The organism is Sphingopyxis sp. Q841, assembly GCF_052384365.1.
Taxonomy (GTDB): domain Bacteria; phylum Pseudomonadota; class Alphaproteobacteria; order Sphingomonadales; family Sphingomonadaceae; genus Sphingopyxis; species Sphingopyxis terrae_A.
The window spans coordinates 116566-142133 of the sequence record NZ_JBQSUM010000002.1; the positions used below are offsets into that span (position 1 = coordinate 116566).

Annotated in this window: 26 protein-coding genes; 17 read left to right on the forward strand and 9 right to left on the reverse strand. The window is 64.4% G+C overall.

The window, feature by feature from the left end:
• The first annotated feature begins 8 nt into the window (after window positions 1-8).
• Together ACT17R_RS10965 and ACT17R_RS10970 are read left to right on the forward strand one after the other, a co-directional pair.
• Window positions 9-785, forward strand: coding sequence for a SapC family protein (locus ACT17R_RS10965; protein ID WP_003051455.1), 777 nt, complete (start codon window positions 9-11; stop codon window positions 783-785).
• An 11-nt stretch (window positions 786-796) separates the two neighbouring features.
• A complete protein-coding gene (locus ACT17R_RS10970; RefSeq protein ID WP_217373413.1) occupies window positions 797-1351 on the forward strand; it encodes a cytochrome b in 555 nt (184 codons plus the stop codon).
• Window positions 1352-1369: 18 nt separating this feature from the next.
• Here the strand turns inward: ACT17R_RS10970 and ACT17R_RS10975 are convergent, their stop codons facing one another.
• On the reverse strand, window positions 1370-1579 hold the full coding sequence (locus ACT17R_RS10975; protein ID WP_062903200.1) for a DUF1674 domain-containing protein: 210 nt from the start codon (window positions 1577-1579) through the stop codon (window positions 1370-1372).
• 55 nt (window positions 1580-1634) lie between these two features.
• Between ACT17R_RS10975 and ACT17R_RS10980 the strand changes: the two genes are divergently transcribed.
• Window positions 1635-2930, forward strand: a complete 1296-nt coding sequence (locus tag ACT17R_RS10980; protein ID WP_217373412.1) for an RsmB/NOP family class I SAM-dependent RNA methyltransferase — start codon at window positions 1635-1637, stop codon at window positions 2928-2930.
• A 6-nt stretch (window positions 2931-2936) separates the two neighbouring features.
• On the opposite strand, the gene ACT17R_RS10985 is transcribed toward ACT17R_RS10980, so the two are convergent.
• Window positions 2937-3932 (reverse strand): glycosyltransferase family 2 protein, encoded by a 996-nt coding sequence (locus ACT17R_RS10985; protein WP_444809444.1) that lies wholly within the window; start codon window positions 3930-3932, stop codon window positions 2937-2939.
• Between the two features lie 183 nt (window positions 3933-4115).
• Window positions 4116-5834 (reverse strand): DUF885 domain-containing protein, encoded by a 1719-nt coding sequence (locus tag ACT17R_RS10990; RefSeq protein ID WP_217373411.1) that lies wholly within the window; start codon window positions 5832-5834, stop codon window positions 4116-4118.
• Window positions 5835-5962: 128 nt separating this feature from the next.
• On the opposite strand from ACT17R_RS10990, the gene ACT17R_RS10995 reads away from it, so the two are divergent.
• From ACT17R_RS10995 to ACT17R_RS11010, 4 genes are all read left to right on the forward strand, one after another.
• Complete coding sequence (locus ACT17R_RS10995) at window positions 5963-7252, forward strand: MFS transporter (protein WP_444809445.1); 1290 nt, start codon at window positions 5963-5965, stop codon at window positions 7250-7252.
• Window positions 7253-7384: 132 nt separating this feature from the next.
• A complete protein-coding gene (locus ACT17R_RS11000; RefSeq protein ID WP_058811676.1) occupies window positions 7385-8044 on the forward strand; it encodes an RBBP9/YdeN family alpha/beta hydrolase in 660 nt (219 codons plus the stop codon).
• 5 nt (window positions 8045-8049) lie between these two features.
• A complete protein-coding gene (gene cysK, locus ACT17R_RS11005; protein ID WP_003051422.1) occupies window positions 8050-8970 on the forward strand; it encodes a cysteine synthase A in 921 nt (306 codons plus the stop codon).
• A gap of 18 nt (window positions 8971-8988) precedes the next feature.
• On the forward strand, window positions 8989-10122 hold the full coding sequence (locus ACT17R_RS11010) for a cell wall hydrolase (protein WP_444809446.1): 1134 nt from the start codon (window positions 8989-8991) through the stop codon (window positions 10120-10122).
• 79 nt (window positions 10123-10201) lie between these two features.
• On the opposite strand, the gene ACT17R_RS11015 is transcribed toward ACT17R_RS11010, so the two are convergent.
• The 5 genes from ACT17R_RS11015 to cysD form a co-directional block, all read right to left on the reverse strand.
• Window positions 10202-11338 (reverse strand): zinc-binding dehydrogenase, encoded by a 1137-nt coding sequence (locus tag ACT17R_RS11015; protein ID WP_062902383.1) that lies wholly within the window; start codon window positions 11336-11338, stop codon window positions 10202-10204.
• 80 nt (window positions 11339-11418) lie between these two features.
• Entirely contained in the window at window positions 11419-12162 is a 744-nt protein-coding gene (locus ACT17R_RS11020) for a 3'(2'),5'-bisphosphate nucleotidase CysQ (RefSeq protein ID WP_217373408.1), read from the reverse strand.
• Window positions 12159-12446, reverse strand: a complete 288-nt coding sequence (locus ACT17R_RS11025) for a DUF2061 domain-containing protein (protein WP_062902381.1) — start codon at window positions 12444-12446, stop codon at window positions 12159-12161. Before ACT17R_RS11025 ends, ACT17R_RS11020 begins: the two co-directional genes overlap by 4 nt.
• A gap of 3 nt (window positions 12447-12449) precedes the next feature.
• Complete coding sequence (gene cysN, locus ACT17R_RS11030) at window positions 12450-14351, reverse strand: sulfate adenylyltransferase subunit CysN (RefSeq protein ID WP_444809447.1); 1902 nt, start codon at window positions 14349-14351, stop codon at window positions 12450-12452.
• A gap of 117 nt (window positions 14352-14468) precedes the next feature.
• Window positions 14469-15374: a sulfate adenylyltransferase subunit CysD gene (gene cysD, locus ACT17R_RS11035; protein ID WP_444809448.1), complete on the reverse strand. Its 906-nt coding sequence runs from the start codon at window positions 15372-15374 to the stop codon at window positions 14469-14471.
• Between the two features lie 136 nt (window positions 15375-15510).
• Here cysD and ACT17R_RS11040 point away from each other — a divergent pair, with 136 nt between their 5' ends.
• From ACT17R_RS11040 to ACT17R_RS11055, 4 genes are read left to right on the forward strand one after another with little or no spacing between them, the layout of a single operon-like run.
• Window positions 15511-16680 carry an isovaleryl-CoA dehydrogenase gene (locus ACT17R_RS11040; RefSeq protein ID WP_062902378.1) on the forward strand — a complete coding sequence of 390 codons (1170 nt, stop codon included), beginning with the start codon at window positions 15511-15513 and terminating at the stop codon, window positions 16678-16680.
• Complete coding sequence (locus ACT17R_RS11045; protein ID WP_062902377.1) at window positions 16677-17024, forward strand: hypothetical protein; 348 nt, start codon at window positions 16677-16679, stop codon at window positions 17022-17024. Before ACT17R_RS11040 ends, ACT17R_RS11045 begins: the two co-directional genes overlap by 4 nt.
• Window positions 17021-17440, forward strand: coding sequence for a VOC family protein (locus tag ACT17R_RS11050; protein WP_062902376.1), 420 nt, complete (start codon window positions 17021-17023; stop codon window positions 17438-17440). Before ACT17R_RS11045 ends, ACT17R_RS11050 begins: the two co-directional genes overlap by 4 nt.
• Window positions 17437-17718 carry a hypothetical protein gene (locus ACT17R_RS11055; protein WP_062902375.1) on the forward strand — a complete coding sequence of 94 codons (282 nt, stop codon included), beginning with the start codon at window positions 17437-17439 and terminating at the stop codon, window positions 17716-17718. The genes ACT17R_RS11050 and ACT17R_RS11055 overlap by 4 nt, the downstream gene beginning before the upstream one ends.
• Window positions 17719-17826: 108 nt before the next feature.
• On the opposite strand, the gene ACT17R_RS11060 is transcribed toward ACT17R_RS11055, so the two are convergent.
• Window positions 17827-19911, reverse strand: coding sequence for a M13 family metallopeptidase (locus ACT17R_RS11060; protein ID WP_444809449.1), 2085 nt, complete (start codon window positions 19909-19911; stop codon window positions 17827-17829).
• Window positions 19912-20056: 145 nt separating this feature from the next.
• On the opposite strand from ACT17R_RS11060, the gene ACT17R_RS11065 reads away from it, so the two are divergent.
• From ACT17R_RS11065 to ACT17R_RS11090, 6 genes are read left to right on the forward strand one after another with little or no spacing between them, the layout of a single operon-like run.
• Window positions 20057-21655, forward strand: coding sequence for a carboxyl transferase domain-containing protein (locus ACT17R_RS11065; RefSeq protein WP_217373404.1), 1599 nt, complete (start codon window positions 20057-20059; stop codon window positions 21653-21655).
• Between the two features lie 5 nt (window positions 21656-21660).
• On the forward strand, window positions 21661-21975 hold the full coding sequence (locus ACT17R_RS11070) for a hypothetical protein (protein ID WP_444809450.1): 315 nt from the start codon (window positions 21661-21663) through the stop codon (window positions 21973-21975).
• A complete protein-coding gene (locus ACT17R_RS11075; RefSeq protein WP_217373403.1) occupies window positions 21968-23806 on the forward strand; it encodes an acetyl/propionyl/methylcrotonyl-CoA carboxylase subunit alpha in 1839 nt (612 codons plus the stop codon). The genes ACT17R_RS11070 and ACT17R_RS11075 overlap by 8 nt, the downstream gene beginning before the upstream one ends.
• Entirely contained in the window at window positions 23803-24261 is a 459-nt protein-coding gene (locus ACT17R_RS11080; RefSeq protein WP_217373402.1) for a GNAT family N-acetyltransferase, read from the forward strand. Before ACT17R_RS11075 ends, ACT17R_RS11080 begins: the two co-directional genes overlap by 4 nt.
• Before the next feature lie 2 nt (window positions 24262-24263).
• A complete protein-coding gene (locus ACT17R_RS11085) occupies window positions 24264-24716 on the forward strand; it encodes a MaoC family dehydratase (protein ID WP_217373401.1) in 453 nt (150 codons plus the stop codon).
• Window positions 24716-25567, forward strand: coding sequence for an HpcH/HpaI aldolase/citrate lyase family protein (locus ACT17R_RS11090; protein ID WP_444809451.1), 852 nt, complete (start codon window positions 24716-24718; stop codon window positions 25565-25567). The genes ACT17R_RS11085 and ACT17R_RS11090 overlap by 1 nt, the downstream gene beginning before the upstream one ends.
• The last annotated feature ends 1 nt before the right edge of the window (window position 25568 follow it).

A 25568-nucleotide genomic window follows, 5' to 3' on the forward strand; every position in this document is an offset into this window, starting at 1 on the left:
GTTTCATCATGGCCACAGCGCCCGCCAACAACCTCCCGCTTTTCTATGGCGACCTCGTTCCGCTTTCGAGCGTCGATCACGTCGATTTCCACGCCCGTCCGCTCGCCGAAGCGAAGTTTCTCGTCGGCCAGCATGCGATTCCGCTGACCGCCGACGAATTCACCTCGGCTTGCCGCTTCTTTCCGATTATCTTTTCGGCTGGCGACAATCCGGTTCCGCTGGCGCTCATGGGCCTCAACGAAGGCGTCAACGTCTTCGTTGACGACGAAGGCAAGCTGAAGAATCCGGTTTATGTTCCGGCATATATTCGCCGCTACCCCTTCCTTCTCGCGCGCCTCAACCCGGGCAGCGAAGAATTGTCGCTCTGCTTCGACCCGACCTCTGGCGCGGTCGGCAAGTTCGACGAGGGCGACGCCCTGTTCGTTGACGGCCAGCCGAGCGAGCAGACCAAAGCCGTGCTCGATTTCTGCCGCAACTTCGAAGAAGCCGGGCAGCGCACCGGCATGTTGGTCGACGAACTCAAGAAGGCCGACCTGCTGATGGACGGCGAAGTCGCCATCCAGCCCGACGGTTCGGACAAGCCCTTCGTCTATCGCGGTTTCCAGATGGTCGACGAAAACAAGCTGCGCGAACTGCGCGGCGATGTGCTGCGCAAGCTGATGCAGAACGGCACGTTGCCGCTCATCTATGCGCACCTGCTTTCGCTCCAGCTGATGCGCGACATCTTTGCCGAACAGGTAAAAGCTGGCAAGGTGCCGGCAATGACGGACGCCCCCGTCGCCTAAGGAGAACCGATATGGCCACCCTCGCCGATGCCGGATCGACCGCCGACCCGCGCTATACGAAGGTGGCCATATGGCTGCATTGGCTGATCGGCCTTTCGGTCATCGTCAATATCGGCCTTGCGATGCTGACCGAAGGTCTGCCGCGCGAAGCGCACCGCGAAGCGATGAACGTCCACAAGGCGCTGGGGATAACGATCCTCGTGCTGACCGCGCTGCGCATATTGTGGCGCCTCGGCCACAAGCCCCCGCCGCTGCCCGCCGGAACGCCCGCATGGCAGCGTCCGGTCAGCAAGATCCTGCATTTCCTGTTCTATCTGCTGCTGATCCTGCTGCCGCTGTCGGGCTGGGTCTGGATGTCCGCCGCCGATCGGCCGATCGACTTCTTCGGATTGTTCACCGTGCCGTCGATCGCCGCGCCGTCAAAAGCGCTCGCCGACACGCTGCACGAACGGCACGAACTTTTGGGCATCACCATGCTCGTGCTCGTCGTCATCCACATATTGGCGGTGCTGAAGCATCAATATGTCGACCGTACGCGCCTGATGGGCCGGATGACCCCCTTCTGACCTGCGCACGGCGGCCGATCAGAAGTCGATCGCCAGACCCTTCAATTCCCAGTCGCCATAGCGTACCGGGTTGCGGCCGCCGGGCTGCGCCTCCGCGGCGTCTTCGATAATCGGCTGCGGCTTGGGCAGCGGTTCGTTGGTCCAGTTTGCGGGCGGTCTAACATCGCCGGGACGCTTGGTCGCTCGGGGCGTGCCGCCGATGTGGTCGGATTGAGGATCGTGCGCCATGATGGATCCGATATAGGACGTTATGATGAAGAACGCCAATGATAGCCGACCGAAAATGCCCGAGCGCCGCGGACGCCGGCCACGAGGCGGCGAAAGTGAGCCCGCCGGCACCGCGCCGCGCCGCGCCGCCCTCCGCCTGCTCGACGCAGTGCTGCGCCGCGGCGAGGCGCTCGACGTTGCGGCGCATGCCGCCACGCAGGGCCTCCCGCCGTCCGATCGGGCCTTTGCCATTGCCATCGCGTCGGAAACGCTGCGCTGGATGGTCGACCTCGATGCGCTGATCGATAGCGCAACGCCCCAGCCGCTACCCGAGGACGTGAAGTCGCGCGCCGTGCTGCGGCTCGCGCTCGCCCAATTGCTCGCGCTCGGCAGTCCGCCGCATGCGGTGGTTGCCACCGCGCTGCCGCTCGTAGCGGGTGGGCCGCGGCGACTGGTTCACGCGCTTCTGTCGCGCGCACAACAAGACGCGTGGAAACTACCCGAGCGCGCGAGCCTGCCGCCCGCGACGGCGGCGCGCTGGCACGATGCCTGGGGCGCCGAGACGGTTGCCGCGGCCGAACATGGCTGGAGCGCACCGCCGCCGATCGACCTGAGCTTTGCAGCCGAGCCCGACGCCGCGGGATGGGCCGAAGCCCGATCGCTCGCACCGCGGCACTATCGCCTGCCGCGGGGCAGCGCGGTCGAAGACCTGCCCGGCTTCCGCGATGGCGGCTGGTGGGTGCAGGATCTTGCCGCCAGCATCCCGGCCCGCCTGCTTGGTCAGGGCAATGGCCGATCGGTGTTCGACCTGTGCGCCGCGCCGGGCGGAAAGACGATGCAGCTCGCGGCGGCGGGCTGGGCGGTGACGGCTGTCGACACCAGCGCGCGCCGGCTCGAACGACTGACCGACAATTTGCGCCGGACGCAGCAGACCGCGGAGATCATTCAGGCTGACATCCGGCGCTGGGAGCCGGACGCACAGGCCGATGCCGTGCTGCTCGACGCCCCCTGTTCGGCAACCGGCATTTTCCGTCGCCATCCCGATGTGCTGCACCGCGTCGAAGACCGCCAGATCGACGAGCTTGCGGTGCTGCAAGGCGAGTTGCTCGCGCGCGCCGCCGGTTGGGTCAAGCCGGGCGGGTCGCTCGTCTATGCGACCTGCTCGCTGGAGCGCGCCGAGGGTGAGGAGCAGATCAAGGCGTTTCTGGACGCCCACCCGGCATGGCAGATCGACCCCGTACGGCCTGACGAACTGCCGCAGGGCGTAACGCCGGATGCGATGAGCTGCGTCAGAACCTTGCCGGGGATGCTGGCTGACGCAGGCGGGCTCGACGGCTTTTTCGTAGCGCGGCTGCGCGCGCCGTCAACCTGACGCGCGTCAGACGAAAACCCCGGCGACGAGCGAACTCGCCAGCCGGAACGCCCGATCGACGCGCCGACTGACGAGGCAGCGCACCACCGTACGCGTCGCGGCCTCCAGCCGCACGCCGCTCGCCAGCCGCTTGCAATAGTCGACGAACTCACTGTCTGCCATGCTGGCGACAGCATAGCGGCGCGCGGCGATGATATCGGTCTCCACCATCCGTCCGATACCGGGCTTTTTGAGCAGCGCATCGAGATCGGCGAGCGCCGGCAGCCGCGCCATGTCGCGGAAGGGATCGGGGGCGCCCGTCTTGCGCACGAGATGCGCGAGCCGGGCATAGGCGGCCTGTTCGGTCTGCTGCGCGTTGTTGGCGACGCTCATCTGTTCGGGCGACCGGCGATAGAGCAGCAGCGTGTCCGGCAAATTGTCGATATCAGCGATCTCGGAGAGCCGCAGAAAGAGGTCGTAATCCTCGCAATAGCCGAACGCCGGGCGATAGAGCCCGGCCTTTCGCAGCGCATCGGTGCGGAACATCACGGTCGGATTGGCGACCGCAGGCCGCAGTTCGAGTTCGGCGCGCACGTCATCGCAGCCCACCGGTTGCCGGAAATGACCGCTCCGTCGGCGCCCGCCATTGTCGATCTCGACATATTGCCCACCGAGCGCACCGAGTGTCGGCGTGCGATCGAAATGCGCCAGCTGCAGCGCGAAACGGTCGGGCAGCGAGATGTCGTCGGCATCCATACGCGCGACGAAGGGCGTTTCGACCAGCCCAAGCATCCGGTTCATGCTCGCAACGATGCCCTGATTGGACTGGCGAATCAGTCTGATCCGCCGATCGGTCGCCGCCTTGCGCGCGGCGATGTCCCCCGACGCGTCGGTCGAACCGTCATCGACGATGTAAAAGATAAAATCGCCCGTCGTCTGGGCCAAAATGCTGTCGATCGCCGCTTCGACGAAGCGTGCCGCATTATACATGGGCATGACGACGCTGAGCCGCGATGCAGACATGTGGACCGACTTTCAAAAAGCCAGTCAGCTGATTGGGGCAACTGCTGGGACGATATCGATTCGCCATTATCCGCGCCCGGCAGGGCCGTCAATTTGGCTTAACCATGACCGGACAGCCCCAAATTGGGGCAGGTCGGTGCCGGCCAACCAACGGTCGGCCGACACCTTATGCGCTGAATGCGATCAGAAAACCGCCTTCGGGCTTGCTTCCTTCATCATCGCTGCGCGCACCATCGGGATCGGCGGACCGCCGTAGGAAAGGAATTCGTCGTGGAAGGCCTTCCACTTCGTCTTGTCCCCCTTGGTCCAATCCTCGCGCAGCTTGCGGATCATGAGCTTGCCCATGGTGTAGTTGAGATAGAGCGGATCATAAGTACCACGCGCCGCCTGCTGCCGCGCGTTGCCCTCGTCCTGATAGCATTGCTCCTTGAACAGCTTTTCCGAATCCGCGACCGTCATTCCCTTGGTGTGGAGACCGATCGCCGACAGGTAGCGGCAGTTACGCAAAAGCGCGTTCGACAGCTGGCCGATGTGCGTTTCGGGGTCGCCATCGCCGAGCCCTGCGTCCCACATCATTTCCTCGGTATAATGCGCCCAGCCCTCGGCGAAGGCATAGCCGACGAACAGCTTGCCGAAGATGCTCTCCGCGCGGTTCGAGTGCAGGAAATTGAGGAAGTGACCCGGCCAGACTTCATGGACCGAGGTGAAGAGCAGATCCTTCTTGCCCGGCACGAAGTCGAGCTGCGTCTGCTTGTCCCAGCTCGGGTCGGGCGGCGAGATGTAATAGACCGACGGCAGGCCCTTCTCATAGGGTCCGGGGATGTCGATATAGGCGCTGTTCTGCCGGTTGTAGGGCGGCGATTCCTCCACCTGCGCCTGTTCGGTGCCCGGGATCGATACCAGATCCTTTTCGACGAGGAAGGCGCGCAGCATCGGAAGCTGGCGCCGCGCCTCGGCCACCGGACCATCGGCGGGCTTGTCGGACCCCATCTTCTTCATGCAATCGGCGATCGTCATGCCCGCGGCATAGGTCGCGCACGCGGCCTTCAACGCATCCTGATTGCGCTTGAGGTCGGCCTGGCCGATCCGCTCGAGTTCGTCGAGCGGCGTGTCCACCGCTTCGTTCGTGAGCAGCATCCTCGAAAATTTGTCGGCGCCGAGCGCCCAGCCGTCGGCGCTGCCCGGCTGCGACGCCACATAGGCGGCAAGATCCTTCATCGCCGCGGCCGCCTTGGCCGCGACCTCATCGAACTGCTTTTGCAGCGCCGGGTCCTTCACATCGGCAAAGGCGGCCTTGGCATCCCCGGTGTAATAGTCGGCAAAGCCACCGAAGCCGGCGCTGCCATATTTGACGAAGGTTGCGGGCATCGGCAGTTTCAGATTGGCCTTGATTTGGGCAGCGGCGGCCGGAACCTTTTCGGCGTAGGTAATGAACGCCTTCATGCGCGTCGCCGGATCGGCATAGGGGCGCGAGATATAGACGTTGGGGTCGAGCTGCCCGACGTAGAAGGCCGGGTTTTTATGCGGGAAATCGGCGTCCTTCAAAAAGAAGAGCTGCCCCTGGGCAACATGGACGAGATAGTCGCGCTCGAATTTCTCGGCATCGCTCATCTTGCCATCGAATGCTTGGGCATCGGCGATCGTTTTTTCGAGGAAAGCGATCTGCTTCTGCAATCCGTCCGCCGACCAGTCGGGAAGCTGACCGTCGAACTCATGCTTGCCCTGATAGACCGCAAAATTGGGATTCAGCGGGAAATAGCCGGCAAGGAACTGGTCGCGAAATTCGGTCCAGTTGGCGGCAGATCCGGCGGATTGCGGCGCCTTTTCGGCGCTGCATGCGGCAAGCACGAGCAGCGCGCCGGCCATAGCCGCGCCGCCGAAGCGGGCAAATTTACGTGTCATTCGATGCGTCTCCCTTGATCGATGGCGACTGTCTGCCACCGCGTCCAACGGGCTGCACTCGATAATCGACGAACGGCGGCGACAAAGCATGCTGGACAGGCGCCAAAAGACGGTTAGGGCAAATCGCAATGGCCTCCTCCTCCTCCATCGACGGCCCGTCGAAGCCCCCCTCCCCGCTCAGCTTCGCCGATTATCGCTATTACTGGTTCGCGCGCTTCACCGCGGTCATGGCGACGATCGCGATGGTCGTCGTCATCGGCTATCAGCTCTATGATACGGCGCGCTCCAGCTATGGCATGTCGATCAAGGAAGCGTCGTTCCAGCTCGGCCTCCTCGGCCTCGTCCAGTTCATTCCGCTTGCGGTGCTGACCCCCGTCGCGGGTTGGGCCGCCGACCGGTTCGAACGGCGCCGCGTCGCGATCTTTTCCAACATGATCGACCTGACGATCGCCGCGACGCTCGGCTGGTTCACCTGGACTGAGGGACTGACGCTTCCGCTGCTCTTCACCCTCGCGGCACTGCACGGCGTCGCCCGCGTTTTTTCCGGCCCGGCGATGAGCGCGATCGCGCCGAATATCGTGCCGCCGGCAGTGCTGCCGCGCGCGATCGCGATGAGCAGCATCGCCTGGCAATCGGCGTCGGTCGTCGGACCGGCGGCGGGCGGCCTGATCTATGCCGTCCATCCCACATCGGTGTATATCTTCGCAGCCGCCTTGCTCGTCCTTTCGGCCTTCATGGTCAGCAGGGTCCGCCCGGTGCTACCGCCGCCCGCTGAAGTGCGCCGGCACCCGCTGCGCGAGATGGTCGACGGGCTGCAGTTCGTCTGGACCGAGCGCTTTCTGCTGGGCACCATCACGCTCGACCTGTTCGCGGTGATCCTGTCGGGCGCGACGGCGATGCTGCCCGTCTATGCCCGCGACATATTGCACACGGGGTCCGAAGGGTTGGGTTTTCTGCGCGCGGCCCCCGCGGTCGGCGCCGCGATCATCGCATTGGGCCTCGCGTGGCGGCCGATCGAGCGCAATGTCGGGGTCAAGATGCTGTGGGCTGTCGCGGCATTCGGCGCCGGGACGGTCGCTTTCGGCTTGTCGACCAACTTCCTGCTGTCGCTCGCGCTGCTCGTGGTCATGGGCGCCGCGGACATGTTCTCGGTCTTCGTGCGCGGGACGCTGATTCAGCTCAACACGCCCGACCATATGCGCGGCCGCGTCAGCGCGGCGTCGGGGCTCGCCATCTCCGCGTCGAACGAATTGGGCGAAATGCGCGCCGGCGCAATGGCGGCGGTGCTTGGCCCGGTGAGTGCGGTGGTCGTAGGCGGCGTCGCGGCGATCGGTGTTACTGCGCTGTGGGCCAGGATATTCCCCGAACTGAGGCACGCCCGGACTTTCGAGGCGCGGTTCGATCCGGCGAATGATTGAGCGCTGTTGATGGCGTTTCGGCGCAAAATCGCCCCGCTTTGTCCAGCACCTATTGTCAATGTATTTAATTGAGTTAAAACGGACGCACCCGTCACCGCGGCTTCCCTTCCCTCTCTCGATGGAACGACCGCCATGCACAGCTCGACAATCCGCCACAAAATTCTGACCATCCCGGGCCTCGACAACAGCGGGCCGGGTCACTGGCAAAGCCTGTGGGAACAGAAATTCCCCGATTGCGAACGCATCGACCTTGGCAATTGGAACGCGCCGACCAAGGGCGAATGGGTCCGCCGCATCGCCGACACGATCGCGACCGAGGACGCCCCCGTGCTTGTCGCGGCGCATAGCCTGGGATGCCATGCCTTCGCCCACTGGTTCGCCGGCGCCAGCGCTTTCGCGCGGACGCGGATTGTCGGCGCGCTGCTCGTTGCGCCGCCCGACCTCGCTTTGCTGCGCCGTAGCAATCGCATCACCGGATTCGATGATACCCCGGCCTTTTCTGCGCGAGCTCCGATGATCGTGGTTGCGAGCGACAATGATCCCTACGCCAAGTCCGCGCATGTCTGGCGCCTGTCGCGCAAGTGGGACGCGCGCTTCGTCAATGCCGGCCCCTTCGGGCATATCAACGCCGACTCGGCGATCGGCGACTGGCCTTATGGACAGTATCTGCTGGCGTCGTTACAACCCGCTCCGACGCCCGCCCTGGCCGACGAAAGGCTGTGGGTCCGCGCCGGAGACTGGCCGAACCGGGTGCGCCGCGATCCGCGCTTCGACTTCAAGGAAAGTGCATAGAGACGATGAAAGCCAATTCGATCCTCGAAACCATCGGCAACACGCCGCACATTCGCGTCGCGAAGCTGTTTCCCGACGCCGAAGTCTGGGTGAAGTCCGAACGCGCCAATCCGGGCGGGTCGATCAAGGATCGCATCGGGCTGGCGATGATCGAAGCGGCCGAGCGCGACGGCAGCCTGAAACCGGGCGGCGTCATCGTCGAGCCGACATCGGGCAACACCGGCATCGGCCTGGCGATGGCCGCCGCGGTCAAGGGGTACAAGCTGATCCTCGTCATGCCCGAAAGCATGTCGCTCGAACGCCGGCGCCTCATGCTGGCCTATGGCGCGACCTTCGATCTGACGCCGCGCGAAAAGGGCATGAAGGGCGCCATCGAGCGGGCGATCGAACTGGTCGAGACCACCCCCGGTGCCTGGATGCCGCAGCAGTTTGAGAACGAGGCGAACATCGACGTCCATGTCCGGACCACCGGCCCCGAAATCCTGAACGATTTCAAGGACACGCCGATCGACGCGCTGATTACCGGCGTCGGCACCGGCGGACACATTACCGGCGTTGCGCAATTCTTGAAACAGCATTGGCCCAATCTGAAGGTCTATGCCGTCGAACCCGTTGCTTCGCCGGTCATCTCGGGCGGCCAGCCTGCTCCGCATCCGATCCAGGGCATCGGTGCCGGCTTCATCCCGCGTAACCTGCATACCGATCTGCTCGACGGCGTGATCCAGGTCGATGCCGCCGATGCGAAGGAGATGGCGCGGCGCTCGGCGACCGAGGAAGGGATGCTCGTCGGCATCTCGTCGGGCGCGACGCTGGCGGCGATCAAGCAGAAGCTCGCCGAGCTTCCGGCGGGCAGCCGCGTCCTCGGCTTCAACTATGACACCGGCGAGCGCTATCTGTCGGTGCCCGACTTCCTGCCGGAGATCTGAGCAGCAGCCATGCTCCCAATGGAGCATCCGGATACGACGCAGAACCCGCGCGAATGGCGCGGCTGGCTGTTCGCGCTTTTGAGCTTTGCGGCGATTGCGGCGGTGCTGCATTTCAGCGGACAGACGAGCCGCCCGCTGCCGGTGATGCCGCACCCCGTTGCGCCGCCCGCCAACGTCGTGCCCGACGTCCAGCCGATGGAGTTCGCCCCGGTTACCGAGCAGGACGCGCGTGCCGAAAATGCGCGCATAGCATTTGTGACCAAGGGCTTCGTTGCAGCGCGCCCATTCGTCTATCCCGGCGCAAGCAAGGCACGCGACCGCGCCCGCGACTGCATGGCAGCGGCGATGCTTTACGAGGCCGGCGACGATAGCAAGGGACAGCTTGCGGTCGGTCAGGTTGTCATCAACCGCGTCCGCCATCCCGCCTTCCCCAAGACGATCTGCGGCGTCGTATTCCAGGGATCGGAGCGCACCACGGGCTGTCAGTTCACCTTCACCTGCGACGGCGCACTCAATCGCCGCTATCCGGATGCCGCATGGGCGCGCGCACGCAGCAATGCCGATCGCATGCTCGCCGGACTGATCGATCCGAAAGTCGGGCTGGCGACGCATTATCACACCGACTGGGTGCGCCCCTATTGGAGCGACAGTCTGGAAAAGATCGCGAGCGAGGGCACGCACCTCTTTTTCCGCTGGCCCGGTTTCTGGGGAACGCCCGGCGCGTTCCGCGGCGCGGTTTCGGCGAACGACGCGCCGATTGCGAAGATGGCGGGCCTGTCCCCCGCCCATGCGCTTGCCCTCGCGCCGCCAAGCGACCTGGCCGAAGGCGCCGCCATCATTGGCCCGGTCAAGTTGGTAACGGGCGCCGGAGACGCGGTCGGGCGCGATACCATCTATGTCCAGCTCGACCGCCGCGCGACGCCCGAAAGTTTCGTCACGCTCGCGCTGCGCCTTTGCGGCGAACGCCCCTATTGTAAGTTCATGGGCTGGACCAACCCGGTCATGAAGCCCGACAGCGACGCGATGAACGACATGCAGCGCGCGGCGATGAGCTTTTCCTATCTGCGCGACGAAAAATCGGGCTTTGAAAAGGCGCTGTGGAACTGCAGCGAATATGCGCGCGACGACACGCGGCAGTGCATGAAGCGCTGAGCGAAGCGATCCAGCTTGGTTCAATTAACCCCGGATCACTTCGCTCGCAGTGCTGCAGCCCGTTTGAAGGCTCCAGCGCTCAACCGTGCGGGCGGATCAGATATTTCTCGCCCGTGCGCTTGGCATTATAGGCGTTCGCGACGTCGAGGTTGAGCGCATCGGCCAGCGAAATCTGGTGGCTGTAATGGCTCTTGAAGGTCGTCGTCAGCTCGTCGACGACACGCTGACGCATTCGCATCGCCGTCTCCATCCCCGCCTTTTGCAGGAAGGGCGTGAGCAGGAAGCCCGAGAGCGACCAGCTGAAGCCGAAGCTGCGGTTGAGCAGCGTCGGGCCGAGGTCGAGCGCGCCGTAGATATAGACCTGTTTGAAAGTGTCCGAGCCATAGCGGCTGTAGCTCGTCATGCGCTTGACCGCCGCCGCTTCCATCGCGGCGAGAATCTGGCCCGCAAGCTTGCCGCCGCCGATCGCATCGAAGCCGATCGTGGCGCCGGTTTCGGTGATCGCGGCGACGAGTTGGTCGACGAAATCATCGTCGCTGCTATTCACGATATGCGTCGCACCGATGCCCTTCAGCAATTCGACCTGCGCCGCGCTGCGCACGATATTGACCAGCGGGATATTGTCCTTGGCGCAGATCTTGACGAGCATCTGGCCGAGGTTCGACGCCGCGGCGGTGTGGACGATCGCGCTATGCCCCTCCATCCGCATCGTTTCGGTGAAAGCAAGGCTGGTGAGCGGATTGACGAAGCAGGAGGCCCCATCGACCGGATCGGTGCCGTCGGGCAGCGGCATCGTCATCTGAATTGGAAGGCAGCGATATTCGGCATACATCTCGCCGCCAAGCAGCGCGACGGTCTTGCCCATCAGCGCCTGCGCCTCGGGCGAGGACCCCGCCTTGACGACGACGCCGCACCCTTCGTTGCCGATCGGGAGCGCATCGCCGATCCGGCTCGCCATCGCGCGCATGCCGGGCGGCGGAATATCGGCCGTGATCATCGGCAAGTCGTTGCGGGTGCCGGCGCGCGCGCTGCTCATGTCGGCACCGCCGAACAGCAGGCCGAGATCGGACGGATTGATCGGGGTGGTGAGAACCTTCACCAGCACCTCGTGCGGCTTGGGCTCGGGCATCGGGCGGCGTTCGAAATAGACTTCGAGTTCGCCCTCCGGCTTGGCGAGCGTCAGCATCGTCAGATTGGTTTCGGGCAAATCGGTCATCGCACGTCTCCCTTGGCGTAATTTGGTTTCTCGATGCAACGGGTTAGGGCGAAGGGCCGCCGCTGGCAATGCCGCCCGGTTCAGCCGGGCGAATATTCCGACGCGAGGCGCAGCACCTCGTCTGCCAGTTCGCGGCGGCAGATGAGCAGGTCAGGCAGATAGGTATCGGCATTGTTGTAGCGCAGCGGCGAGCCATCGACGCGGCTGACGTGCAGCCCCGCAGCCTGCGCAACCGCAACGGGCGCGCAATTGTCCCATTCATATTGGCCGCCGGTGTGCAGATAGATGTCGGCCTCGCCGCGCACCACGGCCATGGCCTTCGCTCCGGCCGAGCCCATCGCAAGCAGTTCCGCGCCCATCCGTTCGGCGACCTGAACCGCCTCGGCAGCGGGGCGGGTGCGGCTGACAAGCATCCGCAGCGGCTCGTTGGCAGGCGCCAATGCGGTCGGCGCGCCCGAGGTCAGCGTCAGCCCGAGCCCTGGCAACGCGACCGCGCCGACGCTGGCGACGCCATCGATCGCGAGCGCGACATGCACCGCCCAGTCGGACCGGCCCTCGCCATATTCGCGCGTGCCGTCGAGCGGATCGACGATCCAAACCCGGCGGCTGGCGAGGCGCACCGGATTGTCCTTTTCCTCTTCGGACAAAAGCGCGTCGTCGGGACGCGCCGCGCGAAGCTCGCGGCAGAGCATCGCGTTCGCAGCCTCGTCACCCGCCTGCCCCAGCGCCTTGCCCGTGAGGTCGCCCGCTGCGCGCAGGTCGAGCAGGATGCGGCCGGCGGCATCGGCGAGCCGCGTCGCCAATTGTTCGTCATTCTCGGTCATGGCTGCGTGCCAGAGCCCTCGCCGCCGCGTTCGTCAAGCCCTTCGGTTCCCGTATCGCGCGGCGTCTTGTCCATGCCCCAGGTTACCCGGCTCCACGCGCGTTCGTGGACATAATAGAGCAGCATCTTGGTCAGCACTTCGGTGCTCGCAATTGCGCCGGCGGCCTTCACATTGGCGGTGAAGATGTAGCTGAGGATGAAGGTGTCGATGCTGCCCAGAGCGCGCCAGCTGACCGCCTTGGCGAAAGATCGGCTGTGCGCCTCGCGGCCCCGGAACAGCAGCACCGGTTAGCCCAGCAGCCGTTCGACGATGAGGTCGGCGGCCTCCTCTGCCGTCATCGCGGTCGTGTCGATGCGAACCTCCGGCGCCTCGGGCGCCTCGTAAGGGCTGTCGATGCCGGTGAAATTCTTGAGCTGACCCGCCCGTGCCTTCTTGTAGAGGCCCTTGACGTCGCGCCGTTCCGCCTCGGCCAGCGGGGTGTCGATGAATATTTCAAGAAACTCGCCCTCGGGCAGCATCGCGCGCACCATTTCGCGCTCGGCGCGGAAGGGCGAGATGAAGGCGGTGATGACGATCAGCCCGGCGTCGGTCATCAGCTTGGCAACCTCGCCGACGCGGCGGATATTCTCGATCCGGTCGGCTTCGGTGAAGCCCAGATCCTTGTTGAGCCCGTGGCGGACGTTGTCGCCGTCGAGCAGGAAGCTGTGCCGGTTCATCCGGTGCAGCTTCTTCTCGACAAGGTTCGCGATCGTCGATTTGCCCGACCCCGACAGGCCGGTAAACCACAGCAGCGCCGGCCGCTGGTTCTTGAGGTTCGCGCGCATATCGCGATCGATGTCGCCGGCCTGCCAATGGACATTCTGTGCCCGGCGCAAGCTGAAGTGCAGCATCCCGGCGGCCACCGTCGCGTTGGTCAGCTTGTCGATCAGGATGAAGCCGCCGAGCGTCTTGTTGTCGGCATAGGCTTCGAAGGTGATGGGCTTGTCGGTCGACACCTCGACCACCCCGATCCCGTTCAAGTCGAGCGTCTTTGCCGCCAGCCGGTCGAGCGTGTTGACGTTGATCTCGTACTTCGGCGCCTGGACGGTCGCCGAAACGCTCTGCGTCGCGAGCTTCAGCCAATAGGCGCGGCCGGGTATCATCGCCTCGTCGGCCATCCAGACGAGCGTCGCTTCGAACTGGTCGGCGGTTTCGGGGGGCGCATCTGCGGCCGCGATGACATCGCCGCGCGAACAATCGACTTCGTCCGCCAGCGTCAGCGTCACCGACTGGCCCGCGACTGCTTCATTCAGATCGCCATCAAGCGTAACGATCCGGTCGATCGTCGTCGTCTTCCCGCTCGGCAGGATACGGACGGCGTCGCCCGGCTTGACCTTGCCGCTTGCAAGCTGGCCCGAAAAGCCCCGGAAATCCAGATTCGGGCGGTTGACCCATTGAACGGGCATCCGGAAAGGCTTGGCTTGGTCGGCGGTGCCGCCGATCTCGACCGTTTCAAGATGGTCGACCAGCGCCGGCCCCTTGAACCAGGGCGTGTTCGCCGATAGCGCGGTGATATTGTCGCCCTTAAAGCCCGAGATGGGAATGGCGGTGAAATTGGTGATACCGATCTCGCTCGCAAAGGCACGATAGGCGAGCGTGATGCGATCGAAGACCGCCTTGTCATAGCCGACAAGGTCCATCTTGTTCACCGCAAGCACGATATGCCGGATGCCGAGCAGGTGCGCGAGGAAGCTGTGGCGGCGCGTCTGCGTCAGCACGCCCTTGCGCGCATCGACGAGGATCACGGCAAGGTCGGCGGTCGACGCGCCGGTGACCATGTTGCGCGTATATTGCTCGTGCCCCGGCGTGTCGGCGACGATGAACTTGCGCTTTTCGGTCGTGAAAAAACGATAGGCGACGTCGATCGTGATGCCCTGCTCGCGCTCGGCGGCAAGCCCATCGACGAGCAGCGCGAAATCGATCTCACCGCCCTGCGTACCGACGCGCTTGCTGTCGGCCTCGAGCGCGGCGAGTTGATCCTCGAAGATCATCTTGCTGTCGTAGAGCAGGCGTCCGATCAGCGTCGATTTGCCGTCATCGACGCTGCCGCAGGTGATGAAGCGGAGCAGCGACTTCCGCTCGTGACTCGCGAGATAGGCGTCGATATCCTCGGCGATCAGAGCGTCGGTGACATAGATGGGGTCGGTCATATTCTTACTTCGTCATTCCCGCGACAGCGGGAATCCCGCTTCGTCCGTTGATACAGAAAGAGGCCCCCGCCTTCGCGGGGGTTGACCCTTCGTCAATCTGAAGATTGACGCGGCGGGTCAAAAATACCCCTCCTGCTTCTTCTTCTCCATCGACGCATCGCCGCCATCCTTGTCGATGATGCGTCCCTGCCGTTCGCTGGTCGTCGCCAACAGCATTTCCTGGATGACTTGGCTGAGCGTCGTCGCCTCGCTTTCGACCGCCCCGGTGAGCGGATAGCAGCCGAGGGTGCGGAAACGCACCGAGCGCATCACCGGCTCTTCACCGTCGCGTAGCGGGAAGCGGTCGTCATCGACCATCAGCAACAGCCCGTCGCGTATCACCGTCGGTCGGGGCGCGGCGAAATAGAGCGGCACGATCGGGATATTCTCGCGCGCGATATATTGCCAGATGTCGAGTTCGGTCCAGTTGGAGATCGGAAAGACCCGGATGCTTTCCCCCTTCGCCTTGCGCGCATTGTAGAGATTCCACAGCTCGGGGCGCTGCTGCTTGGGATCCCAGCCGTGACTCGCCGTGCGGAAGGAAAAGATGCGCTCCTTCGCGCGGCTCTTTTCCTCGTCGCGCCGCGCACCGCCGAAGGCCACGTCGAATCCGTGAAGGTCGAGCGCCTGCTTGAGCCCTTCGGTCTTCCACATGTCGGTATGCAGCGGCCCATGGTCGAACGGATTGATCCCGCGCGCCTTCGCCTCGGGGTTCTGATGGACGATCAGGTCCATGCCCGATTCCGCGGCCATGCGGTCGCGCAGTTTGTACATCGCGCGGAACTTCCACGTGGTATCGACGTGGAGCAGCGGAAAGGGCGGCGGCGAGGGATAGAAAGCCTTGCGCGCGAGATGCAGCATCACCGCGCTGTCCTTGCCGACCGAATAGAGCATCACGGGGTTGACGGCGTCGGCCATCACTTCGCGCATGATGTGGATGCTCTCGGCCTCGAGACGGTCCAGATGGGTAAGCGTGTCGATCATGCCCCGCCCTTGCCGACCCCCATGGCGGCACGCAAGCTGTATGGCCTTTTCGCCTTGCAAGCCAGACTTGTCCGCTGCGCTTCAAACCGCGCCCGCTTCCTGCTAGTCGCATCCGAAACCAGAAACAGAGGACGATATGCGCGCCACACCCGATTTCGATTTTGCCCTTGGCGAGACCGCCGAGATGATCCGCGACACCACGGCCCGCTTCGCCGACGAGCAGATTGCGCCGCTGGCCGACAGGGCCGACCGCGAGGATTGGTTCCCTCGCGACGAGCTGTGGACGCAGATGGGCGCGCTGGGCCTGCACGGCATCACGGTCGAGGAGGAATGGGGCGGCCTCGGTCTCGGCTACCTCGAACATGTTCTCGCGGTCGAGGAAGTCAGCCGCGCGAGCGGCGCGATCGGCCTGTCCTATGGCGCCCATTCGAATCTGTGCGTCAACCAGATCCGCCGCTGGGGCAATGAAGAGCAGAAGGCGAAATATCTGCCGAAGCTGATCTCGGGCGAGCATGTCGGCAGCCTTGCGATGTCGGAAGCCGGCGCCGGGAGCGACGTCGTCTCGATGAAACTGAAGGCCGAGCCGGTTCAGGGCGGCTATGTCCTCAACGGGACCAAATTCTGGATCACCAACGCCACCTGTGCGGACACGCTGGTCGTCTATGCCAAGACGACGCCCGAAGCGGGGTCACGCGGCATCACCGCCTTCCTGATCGAAAAGGATATGCCGGGCTTCAGCATCGGTCAGAAGATCGACAAGGTCGGCATGCGCGGATCCCCGACCGCCGAACTCGTCTTCACCGACTGCGAAGTTAGCGAGGACCAGGTGATGGGGCCGGTCAACGGCGGCGTCGGCGTGCTGATGTCGGGCCTCGACTATGAGCGCGTCGTGCTCGCCGGGCTCCAGCTCGGCATCATGCAGGGCTGCCTCGACACGGTCATCCCCTATCTTCGCGAGCGCAAGCAGTTCGGCAAGCCGATCGGCTCGTTCCAGCTTATGCAGGCCAAGGTCGCCGATATGTATGTCGCGCTCCAGTCGGCGCGCTCCTATGTCTATAATGTCGCCAAGGCATGCGACGCCGGGCTGACGACGCGGTTCGACGCCGCGGGCGCCATCCTGCTGGCCAGCGAAAGCGCGGTGAGGGTCGCGGGCGAAGCGATCCAGGCGCTTGGCGGCGCGGGCTACACCAAGGACTGGCCGGTGGAGCGCTATTGGCGCGATGCCAAACTGCTCGACATCGGGGCGGGCACCAACGAAATCCGCCGCATGCTGATCGGCCGCGAACTGATTGGCGCAGGCGCGTGATCTGGCTGGGGCTGTCGGCCACCTTCATGGTGGCGACCGCCCTGGTGCACGGCTTGCTGGGCGAAAGACGACTTGTCAGGCCGTTGATGTCGCTCGACAGCGGAATCATGGGGATCGACTTGGCGCGCCGGGTGTTTCGTCTGGCATGGCATGCGCTCTCGCTCCTGATGCTGGTGTCCGCCGCGTCGGTCCTGTGGCCCGGAACGCCGCGCGGTCTGATCCTGCTGATCGGGGCCTCGTGGACGGCGACCGGTCTGTTCGATGCCGTATATACGCGCGGCCGACACATCGGCTGGCCGTTTTTGACTGCATCCGGACTGCTCGCGATTGCCGGGGCCTTATGAGCGCGCGCGGCCTTGTCCATCATATCGACCTGACGGTTCGCGACGCGGCGCGGTCGCGGATTTTCTATGATGCGGTGCTGGGCTTTCTCGGCTACCGGCGCGCCGCCGATTATGATCATGGCAGCGATTGGGACCGCGACGGCGAACCGTTCCATTCGATCGGGATCGTCGAAGCGCAGGGGGCCGGCGCATTACGGAGCCACGACCGCTTTTCGCCCGGACTGCATCATCTTGCCTGGACTGCCGAAAGCCGCGCCGACGTCGATGCGCTGCATGATTTGCTGCGCAGCATAGGCGCGACGATCCTCGATGCCCCCGCCGATTATCCGCGCTACGGACCGACCTATTATGCGCTTTTCTTTGCCGACCCTGACGGGTTGAAGCTCGAGTTCGTGTTCGGGGCGACCGGCGGATGAGCGATACGCTGCTCGACGCGCTGCAATATTATGGCGCCGGGGCCGGAACGCTCGCGGCGCTGATCGTATCGCTCAATCTCGGGCGGCGCCCGACCGGCTGGGCCTTCGTCATTTTCGTGACCAGCAGCATCGCGCTCGTCGCGTGGGGCTTTCTGCAAAGCGACAGCGAAGGCATCGGCTGGCAGAATATCGCGCTGCTGTGCATCAACTGCGTCGGCGTTTACCGGTACTTGATCCTCAAGGAAAAGCCGGGGGCGCCGCAGGCATCAGAAAAATAGCGTCTTCGCGAGCGCAGCGAAGCAATCTCCAGCGTCCCGAGTTAACCTCGGGCCGATGACTGGAGATTGCTTCGTCGCTCCGCTCCTCGCGACGAGGAGAAGCGGACATCACCCCCAGACGCGGACGCGCTGATCGGGGGCGAGATACAGCTTGTCGGTCGGCTGAACGTTGAACGCCTTGTACCACGCGTCGAGGTTGCGGACGGTGAGTGCGCGGTAGTTGCCCGGCGCATGGCCGTCGGTCGCGATCCGCGCGCGCATCGCTTCGTCACGCATCTTGGTGGCCCAGGTCTGCGCATAGGCGATGAAGAAACGCTGATCGCCCGTGAAGCCGTCGATCACCGGCGCTTCCTTGCCGTTCAGCGAAGCGCGATAGGCGTCATAAGCCGTCTGCAGGCCCGCGACGTCGGCGATATTCTCTCCCAGCGTCAGCTTGCCGTTGACCGCAAGATCGGGGAACGGCTTGTAGCTGTCATATTGCGCGGCTAGCGCCGCCCCCGCCGCCTCGAACTTCTTGAGATCCTCGGCCGTCCACCAGTTGCGCAGCGCGCCGGTCGAATCGAAGGCGGCGCCATTATTGTCGAAGCTGTGGCTGATTTCGTGGCCGATGACGGCGCCGATCGCCCCGTAATTATAGGCGGGATCGGCCTTGGCGTCGAAGAAGGGCGGCTGCAGGATCGCGGCGGGGAAATTCAGCGCATTCTGCACCGGCAGATTGACGGCGTTGACCGTCTGCGGGGTCATCCACCATTCGCCCTTGTCGAAGGGCTTGCCGATCTTGGCGAGCTGGTGCGCATATTCGGCCTTCTCGCCGGCGACTTCGTTCGCATAGGCGTCGTCGGCGCTGATCGTGTAGCTGCCATAGTCGCGCCAGTTTTCAGGATAGCCGACGCCGACGACGATGGTTTCGACCTTCTTGATCGCTTCCTTCTTCGTTTCGGGCGCCATCCAGTCGATCGTGTTGACGCGCTTCGCAAAGGCGGCCTTGATCCCCTTCACCATGTCGCCAACTTCGGCCTTGGCCGACGCCGGGAAATATTTCTCGGCATAGACGCGGCCGACCGCATCGCCGAGATTGGTGTTGAGCGCGTCGAGCGCGCGCTTGTCGCGGCTGCGCTGCTGCGGCGTACCCGACAGGGTGGTGCCGTAAAAGGCGAAATGCGCATCGTCGAGCGCGCTAGGCAGCACATCGGTATGGCTGTTGATCTGATGGAAGACGAGCCAGTCCTTCCACGCCTCGAGCGGCTGCGATGCGACGAGCGCCGACAGGCCGGTGATCGCCCGCGCATGATAGGCGCCGAACTTCGCCGCCTTGTCGAGCCCGGCAGCGGCAAAATAAGCGTCCCAGTCGATCCCGGGCGCCTTTTTGGCAAAGTCGGCCTTGGTCCAGACGTCGGCCGATTTGGTGAAATCCTCACTCTCCTCGCGCGTCGCATGGGCGCGGGCGATCTTGGTTTCCAGATCGAAGATGCGCTGCGCCTTGGCATCGGCATCGGCGATCCCCGCCTGAGTCAGCAGCTTGGCGATATAGGCTTTGTAGGCGTCACGGATGCTCGCCATCTTCGGGTCGGCCGACAGGTAATATTCGCGCTCGGGAAGGCCGAGCCCGCCCTGCAGCATATAGGGAATAACCTCGCCCGGCGTCGCCAGTCCCTGCGAAACGAAGATGCCGAAGAGATTCTCGGTGTTGAAGTCGGTGGCGTTGAGCGGATCGACGTCGGCGCGCGTCTGTTCGCCCAGGATGGTCGACAGCGCCGCCTTGTCGGCGATGGTGTCGAAGCGCGCCAGATCGGCCTCGACCGGTTTCATCCCGGCGGCGTCGATCGCCTTGGTGTTCATATAGGCGTTGTAGAAGGCAGCAATGCGGCCGTCGTCGGTGCCCGCATCGCCGCCGCTCTTGACGATCGCATCGACGAGTTCACGCGTCCGCTTCTCTGTTTCAAGGAAGGCGGTGTAGAAGGCGCCGATCGACGAGCGGTCGGCGGGGATCTGGGTCGCCTTTTGCCAATTGCCGTTCGCATAGGCGTAAAAATCGTCGCCCGGCTTGACGCTGGTGTCCATCGCTTCCTTGCTGATGCCGAGGTCGGTGCCGAGCGTGTAAGCAGCCTTGTCGCCGTTGGCGCTGGTGCAGGCGATCGGCCCGGCAATGATCGTCGCGGTGGACAGGAGGATGGCGAGGACGGTCTTTTTCATGGCGTTGCCTTGCTTTCTGGGGGGTGTCGGACGGCGATACGCCTGTGACAATCCCGTTTCAATACCAACCATTTTCGGCCTGCGGTGCTTTCCAATCGACGAGCGACCGGCTAGGGCGCAGACAGTTTCAGGGAGAGAGTGAACCGTGAGCGCCCCCGTCCTTTCGACGCAATATAATCCCGACGATCCGCAGACCCAGGCACGCGCCGCGCACAACCGCGGCCTGCGCGACGCGCTCTATGCCCGCGTCGCCGAAGCGGCGCTCGGCGGCAACGAAAAGTCGCGCGAGCGGCATACCAGCCGCGGCAAGCTGCTGCCGCGCGAGCGCGTCGAGCGGCTGCTCGATCCGGGTTCGCCCTTCCTCGAGATCGGCCAGCTCGCGGCGGGCGACATGTATGAGGGCGAGGTTCCGGGCGCCGGGATGATCGCCGGCATCGGCCGTGTGTCGGGCAAGCAGACGATGATCGTGTGCAACGACGCCACGGTGAAGGGCGGCACCTACTATCCGATGACGGTGAAGAAACATCTTCGCGCGCAGGAGATTGCCGAGGCGAACCGCCTGCCCTGCATCTACCTTGTCGACAGCGGCGGCGCGAACCTGCCGCATCAGGATCAGGTCTTTCCCGACCGCGACCATTTCGGGCGCATCTTCTTCAACCAGGCGAATATGTCGGCGAAACGCATCCCGCAGATCGCCTGCGTGATGGGCAGCTGCACCGCGGGCGGTGCTTATGTTCCCGCGATGTCCGACGAGACGGTGATCGTGCGCAACCAGGGTACGATCTTCCTCGCCGGCCCGCCGCTGGTGAAGGCCGCGACGGGCGAAGAGATCAGCGCCGAGGATCTGGGCGGCGGCGACCTGCACGCGAAGAAGTCGGGCGTGGTCGATCATCTGGCCGAGAATGACGAACATGCGCTGACCATCGTGCGCGATATCGTGTCGACCTTCGGGGCCGACGATGGCTTCGACGTCGCGATGAAAGACCCGCGTCCGCCCAAATATGACGCCGAAGAGCTCTACGGCATCATCCCCGAGGATGTCCGCGCGCCCTATGACGTGCACGAGGTGATTGCGCGCATCGTCGACGGCAGCGAGTTCCACGAGTTCAAGGCGAACTATGGCACCACGCTCGTCTGCGGCTTCGCGCATATCTGGGGTATACCGGTCGCGATCCTCGCGAACAACGGCGTGCTGTTCAGTGAGTCTGCAGTCAAGGGCGCGCATTTCATCGAGCTGGCGCAGCAGCGGCGCATTCCCCTACTCTTCCTCCAGAATATCAGCGGCTTCATGGTCGGCGGCAAATATGAGGCCGAAGGGATCGCCAAGCATGGCGCAAAGCTGGTGACGGCGGTAGCGACCGCGACGGTGCCGAAAATCACCGTGCTGATCGGCGGCAGCTTCGGCGCGGGCAATTACGGCATGTGCGGGCGCGCCTACAGCCCCCGCTTCCTGTTCAGCTGGCCCAATAGCCGGATCAGCGTGATGGGCGGTGAGCAGGCAGCAAGCGTGCTGGCGACCGTCCACCGCGACGCCGACAAATGGACGCCCGAGGAGGCCGAAGCCTTCAAGGCGCCGATCCGCCAGAAATATGAGGATGAGGGCAATCCCTATCACGCGACGGCGAGGCTGTGGGACGATGGCATCATCGACCCCGCGCAGACGCGTGACGTGCTGGGGCTGGCCTTTGCTGCAACGCTGAACGCCCCGGTTGAAGACCGCGGGTTCGGCGTGTTCAGGATGTAGCGGCGATGGATTTTCTGAAGAAAATTTTCGGCAAAGATGGCAACGCCGCCATCTCTCCTCACGAACCAGCGGAGCCGGTTGTGCCAGTGCCCATTCCGCCGCTGTTCAATCTTCTTTTCGATCTCGAAGCGAAGAAGGGAACGCCTCTGACCGAAGCAGAGGTCATCGATGTTCGCGACGGCGCGGTATGCATGGCGATGCCGATCAGCATGAGAGAGCAGCTCCCCGCCCAACGTGACTATGCCGACATAGATTTAGAGAACCCTTGGCCGGAATGGCAGATAGTCCGCGAGACAATGGAAGCGCGCCCGAATGATTAAGTCCCTCCTCATCGCCAATCGTGGCGAAATCGCCTGCCGTATCATCCGTACCGCGCGCGAGATGGGCATCCGGACCGTTGCGGTCTATTCGGACGCGGACGCCAAGGCGCTGCATGTGCGCGAGGCCGACGAGGCCGTGCATATCGGGCCTTCGCCGGCGCGCGAATCCTATCTGGTCGGCGAGAAGATTATCGCCGCCGCCAAGGCGACCGGGGCCGAGGCGATCCATCCCGGTTACGGCTTCCTCTCTGAGAACGCCGAGTTCGCACAGGCGGTCGCCGATGCCGGACTCGTCTGGGTAGGGCCGAAGCCTTCGTCGATCACCGCAATGGGGCTGAAAGACGCCGCGAAGAAGCTGATGGCCGACGCCGGAGTGCCGGTGACGCCGGGCTATATGGGCGAAAATCAGGATCCCGCCTTCCTCGCCGAACAGGCCGCGCAGATCGGCTATCCCGTACTGATCAAGGCGGTCGCCGGCGGCGGCGGCAAGGGCATGCGCAAGGTCGATGCGGCGGCGGACTTCCTCGACGCGCTTGCCTCGTGCCAGCGCGAGGCGGCGGCGTCGTTCGGCAACGATCACGTGCTGATCGAGAAATATATCCTGACCCCGCGCCATATCGAGGTGCAGGTGTTCGGCGACACGCACGGCAATGTCGTCCATCTGTTCGAGCGCGACTGCTCGCTCCAGCGCCGCCACCAGAAGGTGATCGAGGAAGCCCCTGCCCCCGGCATGGACGAGGCGACGCGCGCGGACCTTTGCGCCGCAGCAGTCCGTGCCGCAAAGGCCGTCGACTACGTCGGTGCAGGGACGATCGAATTCATCGCGGACGCCAGCGAAGGCCTGCGCGCCGACCGCATCTGGTTCATGGAAATGAACACGCGCCTGCAGGTCGAGCATCCGGTAACCGAAGAGATTACCGGGGTCGATCTGGTCGAATGGCAGCTCCGTGTCGCGTCGGGCGAACCGATCCCGCTGGCACAGGACGAGCTCGCGATCAACGGTTGGGCGATGGAAGCACGGCTCTATGCCGAAGATCCGGCCAGGGGTTTCCTGCCCAGCATCGGCACGCTCGAACTGTTCCAGCTTCCCGAACATCTCGGCCGCATCGACACCGGCGTCTACGAAGGCGCGCAGGTGTCGCCCTTCTACGATCCGATGATCGCCAAAGTCATCGCTTACGGCGACGATCGTAGCGAAGCCCGTGAAATGCTGGCCGAAATGCTGGAGGACAGCGCGATCTGGCCGGTGAAGACCAATTCGGCGTTCCTGATTGCCGCCCTCAATCACCCCGATTTCGTCGCAGGCACGGTCGACACCGGGCTGATCGGCCGCGATGGCGACAGCATGACGGCCGAGCCGATGCCCTCGGATCAGGCGCTGACCAATGCCGCGATGGCGATGGTTCCCCGCTCGCTGCAGTCGGGTTTCCGTCTCAACGCGCCCGATGTGCGCACCGCGCCCTTCCTGCTCGACGGCAAGCGCGTCGATGTCACGCTGCACGGCCCCGGCGCCGAGGAGCCCGCCCCCGCCATGCTCGTCGCCGAAAGTGGCGCGGTGTGGCAGCTCACGCCCTGGCGCGCCGCGGGCGGTGCCGGCGGCGCAGCGGGCGACGGGGCGATCCTGTCGCCGATGCCCGGCAAGATCATAGCGGTCGACGTCGCCGCGGGCGACAAGGTGACCAAGGGCCAGAAGCTGCTCACCCTCGAAGCGATGAAGATGGAGCATAGCCTGACCGCGCCGTTCGACGGTATCGTCGCCGAACTCAACGCGACCGCCGGCGCGCAGGTGCAGGTCGAAGCCCTGCTCGCGAAGATCGAGGCCGCCGAGTGAGCGAGTTGATCCTTCGCGACGCGACGGTGGCGGACCTTCCCGCCATCCTCGCCATGCTCGCGGAGGATACGATTCCGGCGAACCGCGAGGCCGATCCGTCGGACCCGCGCTATCTCGCGGCGTTCAAGGCGATCGACGCCGATCCGAACCAGCATCTGATCGCAGCCGAAATGGGCGGCCGCGTTGTCGGGACGATGCAGCTGAGCTTCCTGCCCGGGCTTTCCTTTGTCGGAAGCTGGCGCGGGTTGATCGAGGCGGTGCGGATCGCGAGCGACCTGCGCGGGCAAAGGCTGGGCGAGCGGATGATCCTGTGGGCGGTCGAGCAGTGCCGCGCGCGCGACTGCAAGCTTGTTCAGCTCACATCCTCGGCTAAACGCACCGACGCGCACCGCTTTTACGCCCGGCTCGGCTTCGTGCAGAGCCATGTCGGCATGAAATTGCATTTGAGGGACTGAAAATGGCAGGCAAGTTTTTCGACGAGTGGCAAATCGGCGAGACGATCACGCACGAAATCCGGCGTACGGTGACCGAGACCGACAATTTGCTCTTTTCGACGATGACGCATAACCCGCAGCCGCTGCACCTCGATGCCGAGGCGGCGAAGGCGTCCGAGTTCGGCCAGATCCTGGTCAACGGCACCTTCACTTTCAGCCTCATGGTCGGGCTGTCGGTCGGCGACACGACGCTCGGCACGCTCGTCGCGAACCTCGGTTATGACAAGCTCGTGATGCCGAAGCCTGTGTTCATCGGCGACACGCTGCGCGCCGAAACCGAAGTGATCGGCCTCAAAGAATCGAAATCTCGCCCGGGCTCGGGAATCGTCACCTTCCTCCATCGCTGTATCAATCAGCGCGGGGAGATTGTATGCCAGTGCGAGCGGGCGGCATTGATCAAGGGAAAGGCTGCCTGATGCGCCTGCGTTCGCTTCTCTTCGTTCCCGGCGACCGCCCCGAGCGCTTCGCCAAGGCGGCCGCATCGGGCGCCGATGCGATCATTCTCGATCTGGAAGATTCGGTCTCTCTGGCGAACAAGGAAGCTGCGCGCGCGGCCGTGACCGAATATCTGTCAGGAACACGCGAAGTCATCACGCTGGTCCGTGTCAATCCGCTCGACGGACATATGACGGCGGCCGATGTGGCCGCCATTGCCGATGCCCGGCCCGATGCGATCATGCTACCCAAAGCCGAAGGGGCGCCGAGCATTCAGCAGCTCGACACGATCCTCCGCAGCGAATCTGCTCGCGACGCCTCGCTGCCGCCGATCCTGCCTATCGCGACCGAAACGCCTGCGGCGATTTTCACGCTCGGCAGCTATCGCGAAGTGAAAGACCGGCTGATCGGTCTGACGTGGGGCGCCGAGGACCTTCCCGCCGCGATCGGCGCGACGACAAGCCGGAACGACGACGGCAGCTATACCCAACCCTATGAGGTCGCGCGCGCGCTGACGCTGTTTGCCGCGCATGGCGCAGGTGCCGCGGCGATCGATACGGTGTTCCCTGCGATCAAGAACGAGGCGGGACTTGCCGCCTATGCCGCACGCGCGCGGCGCGATGGCTTTACCGGCATGATGGCGATCCATCCATCGCAGGTCGCGCCGATCAACGGCGCCTTCACGCCGTCGGCCGACGAGGTTCAGCGTGCGCAGGCGATCGTCGATGCCTTCGCCGCCAATCCGGGCTCGGGGGTGCTTCAGGTGGACGGCAAAATGGTCGATGCCCCGCACCTCAAACAGGCGCGGCATATCCTGTCGCTGGCGGACTGAG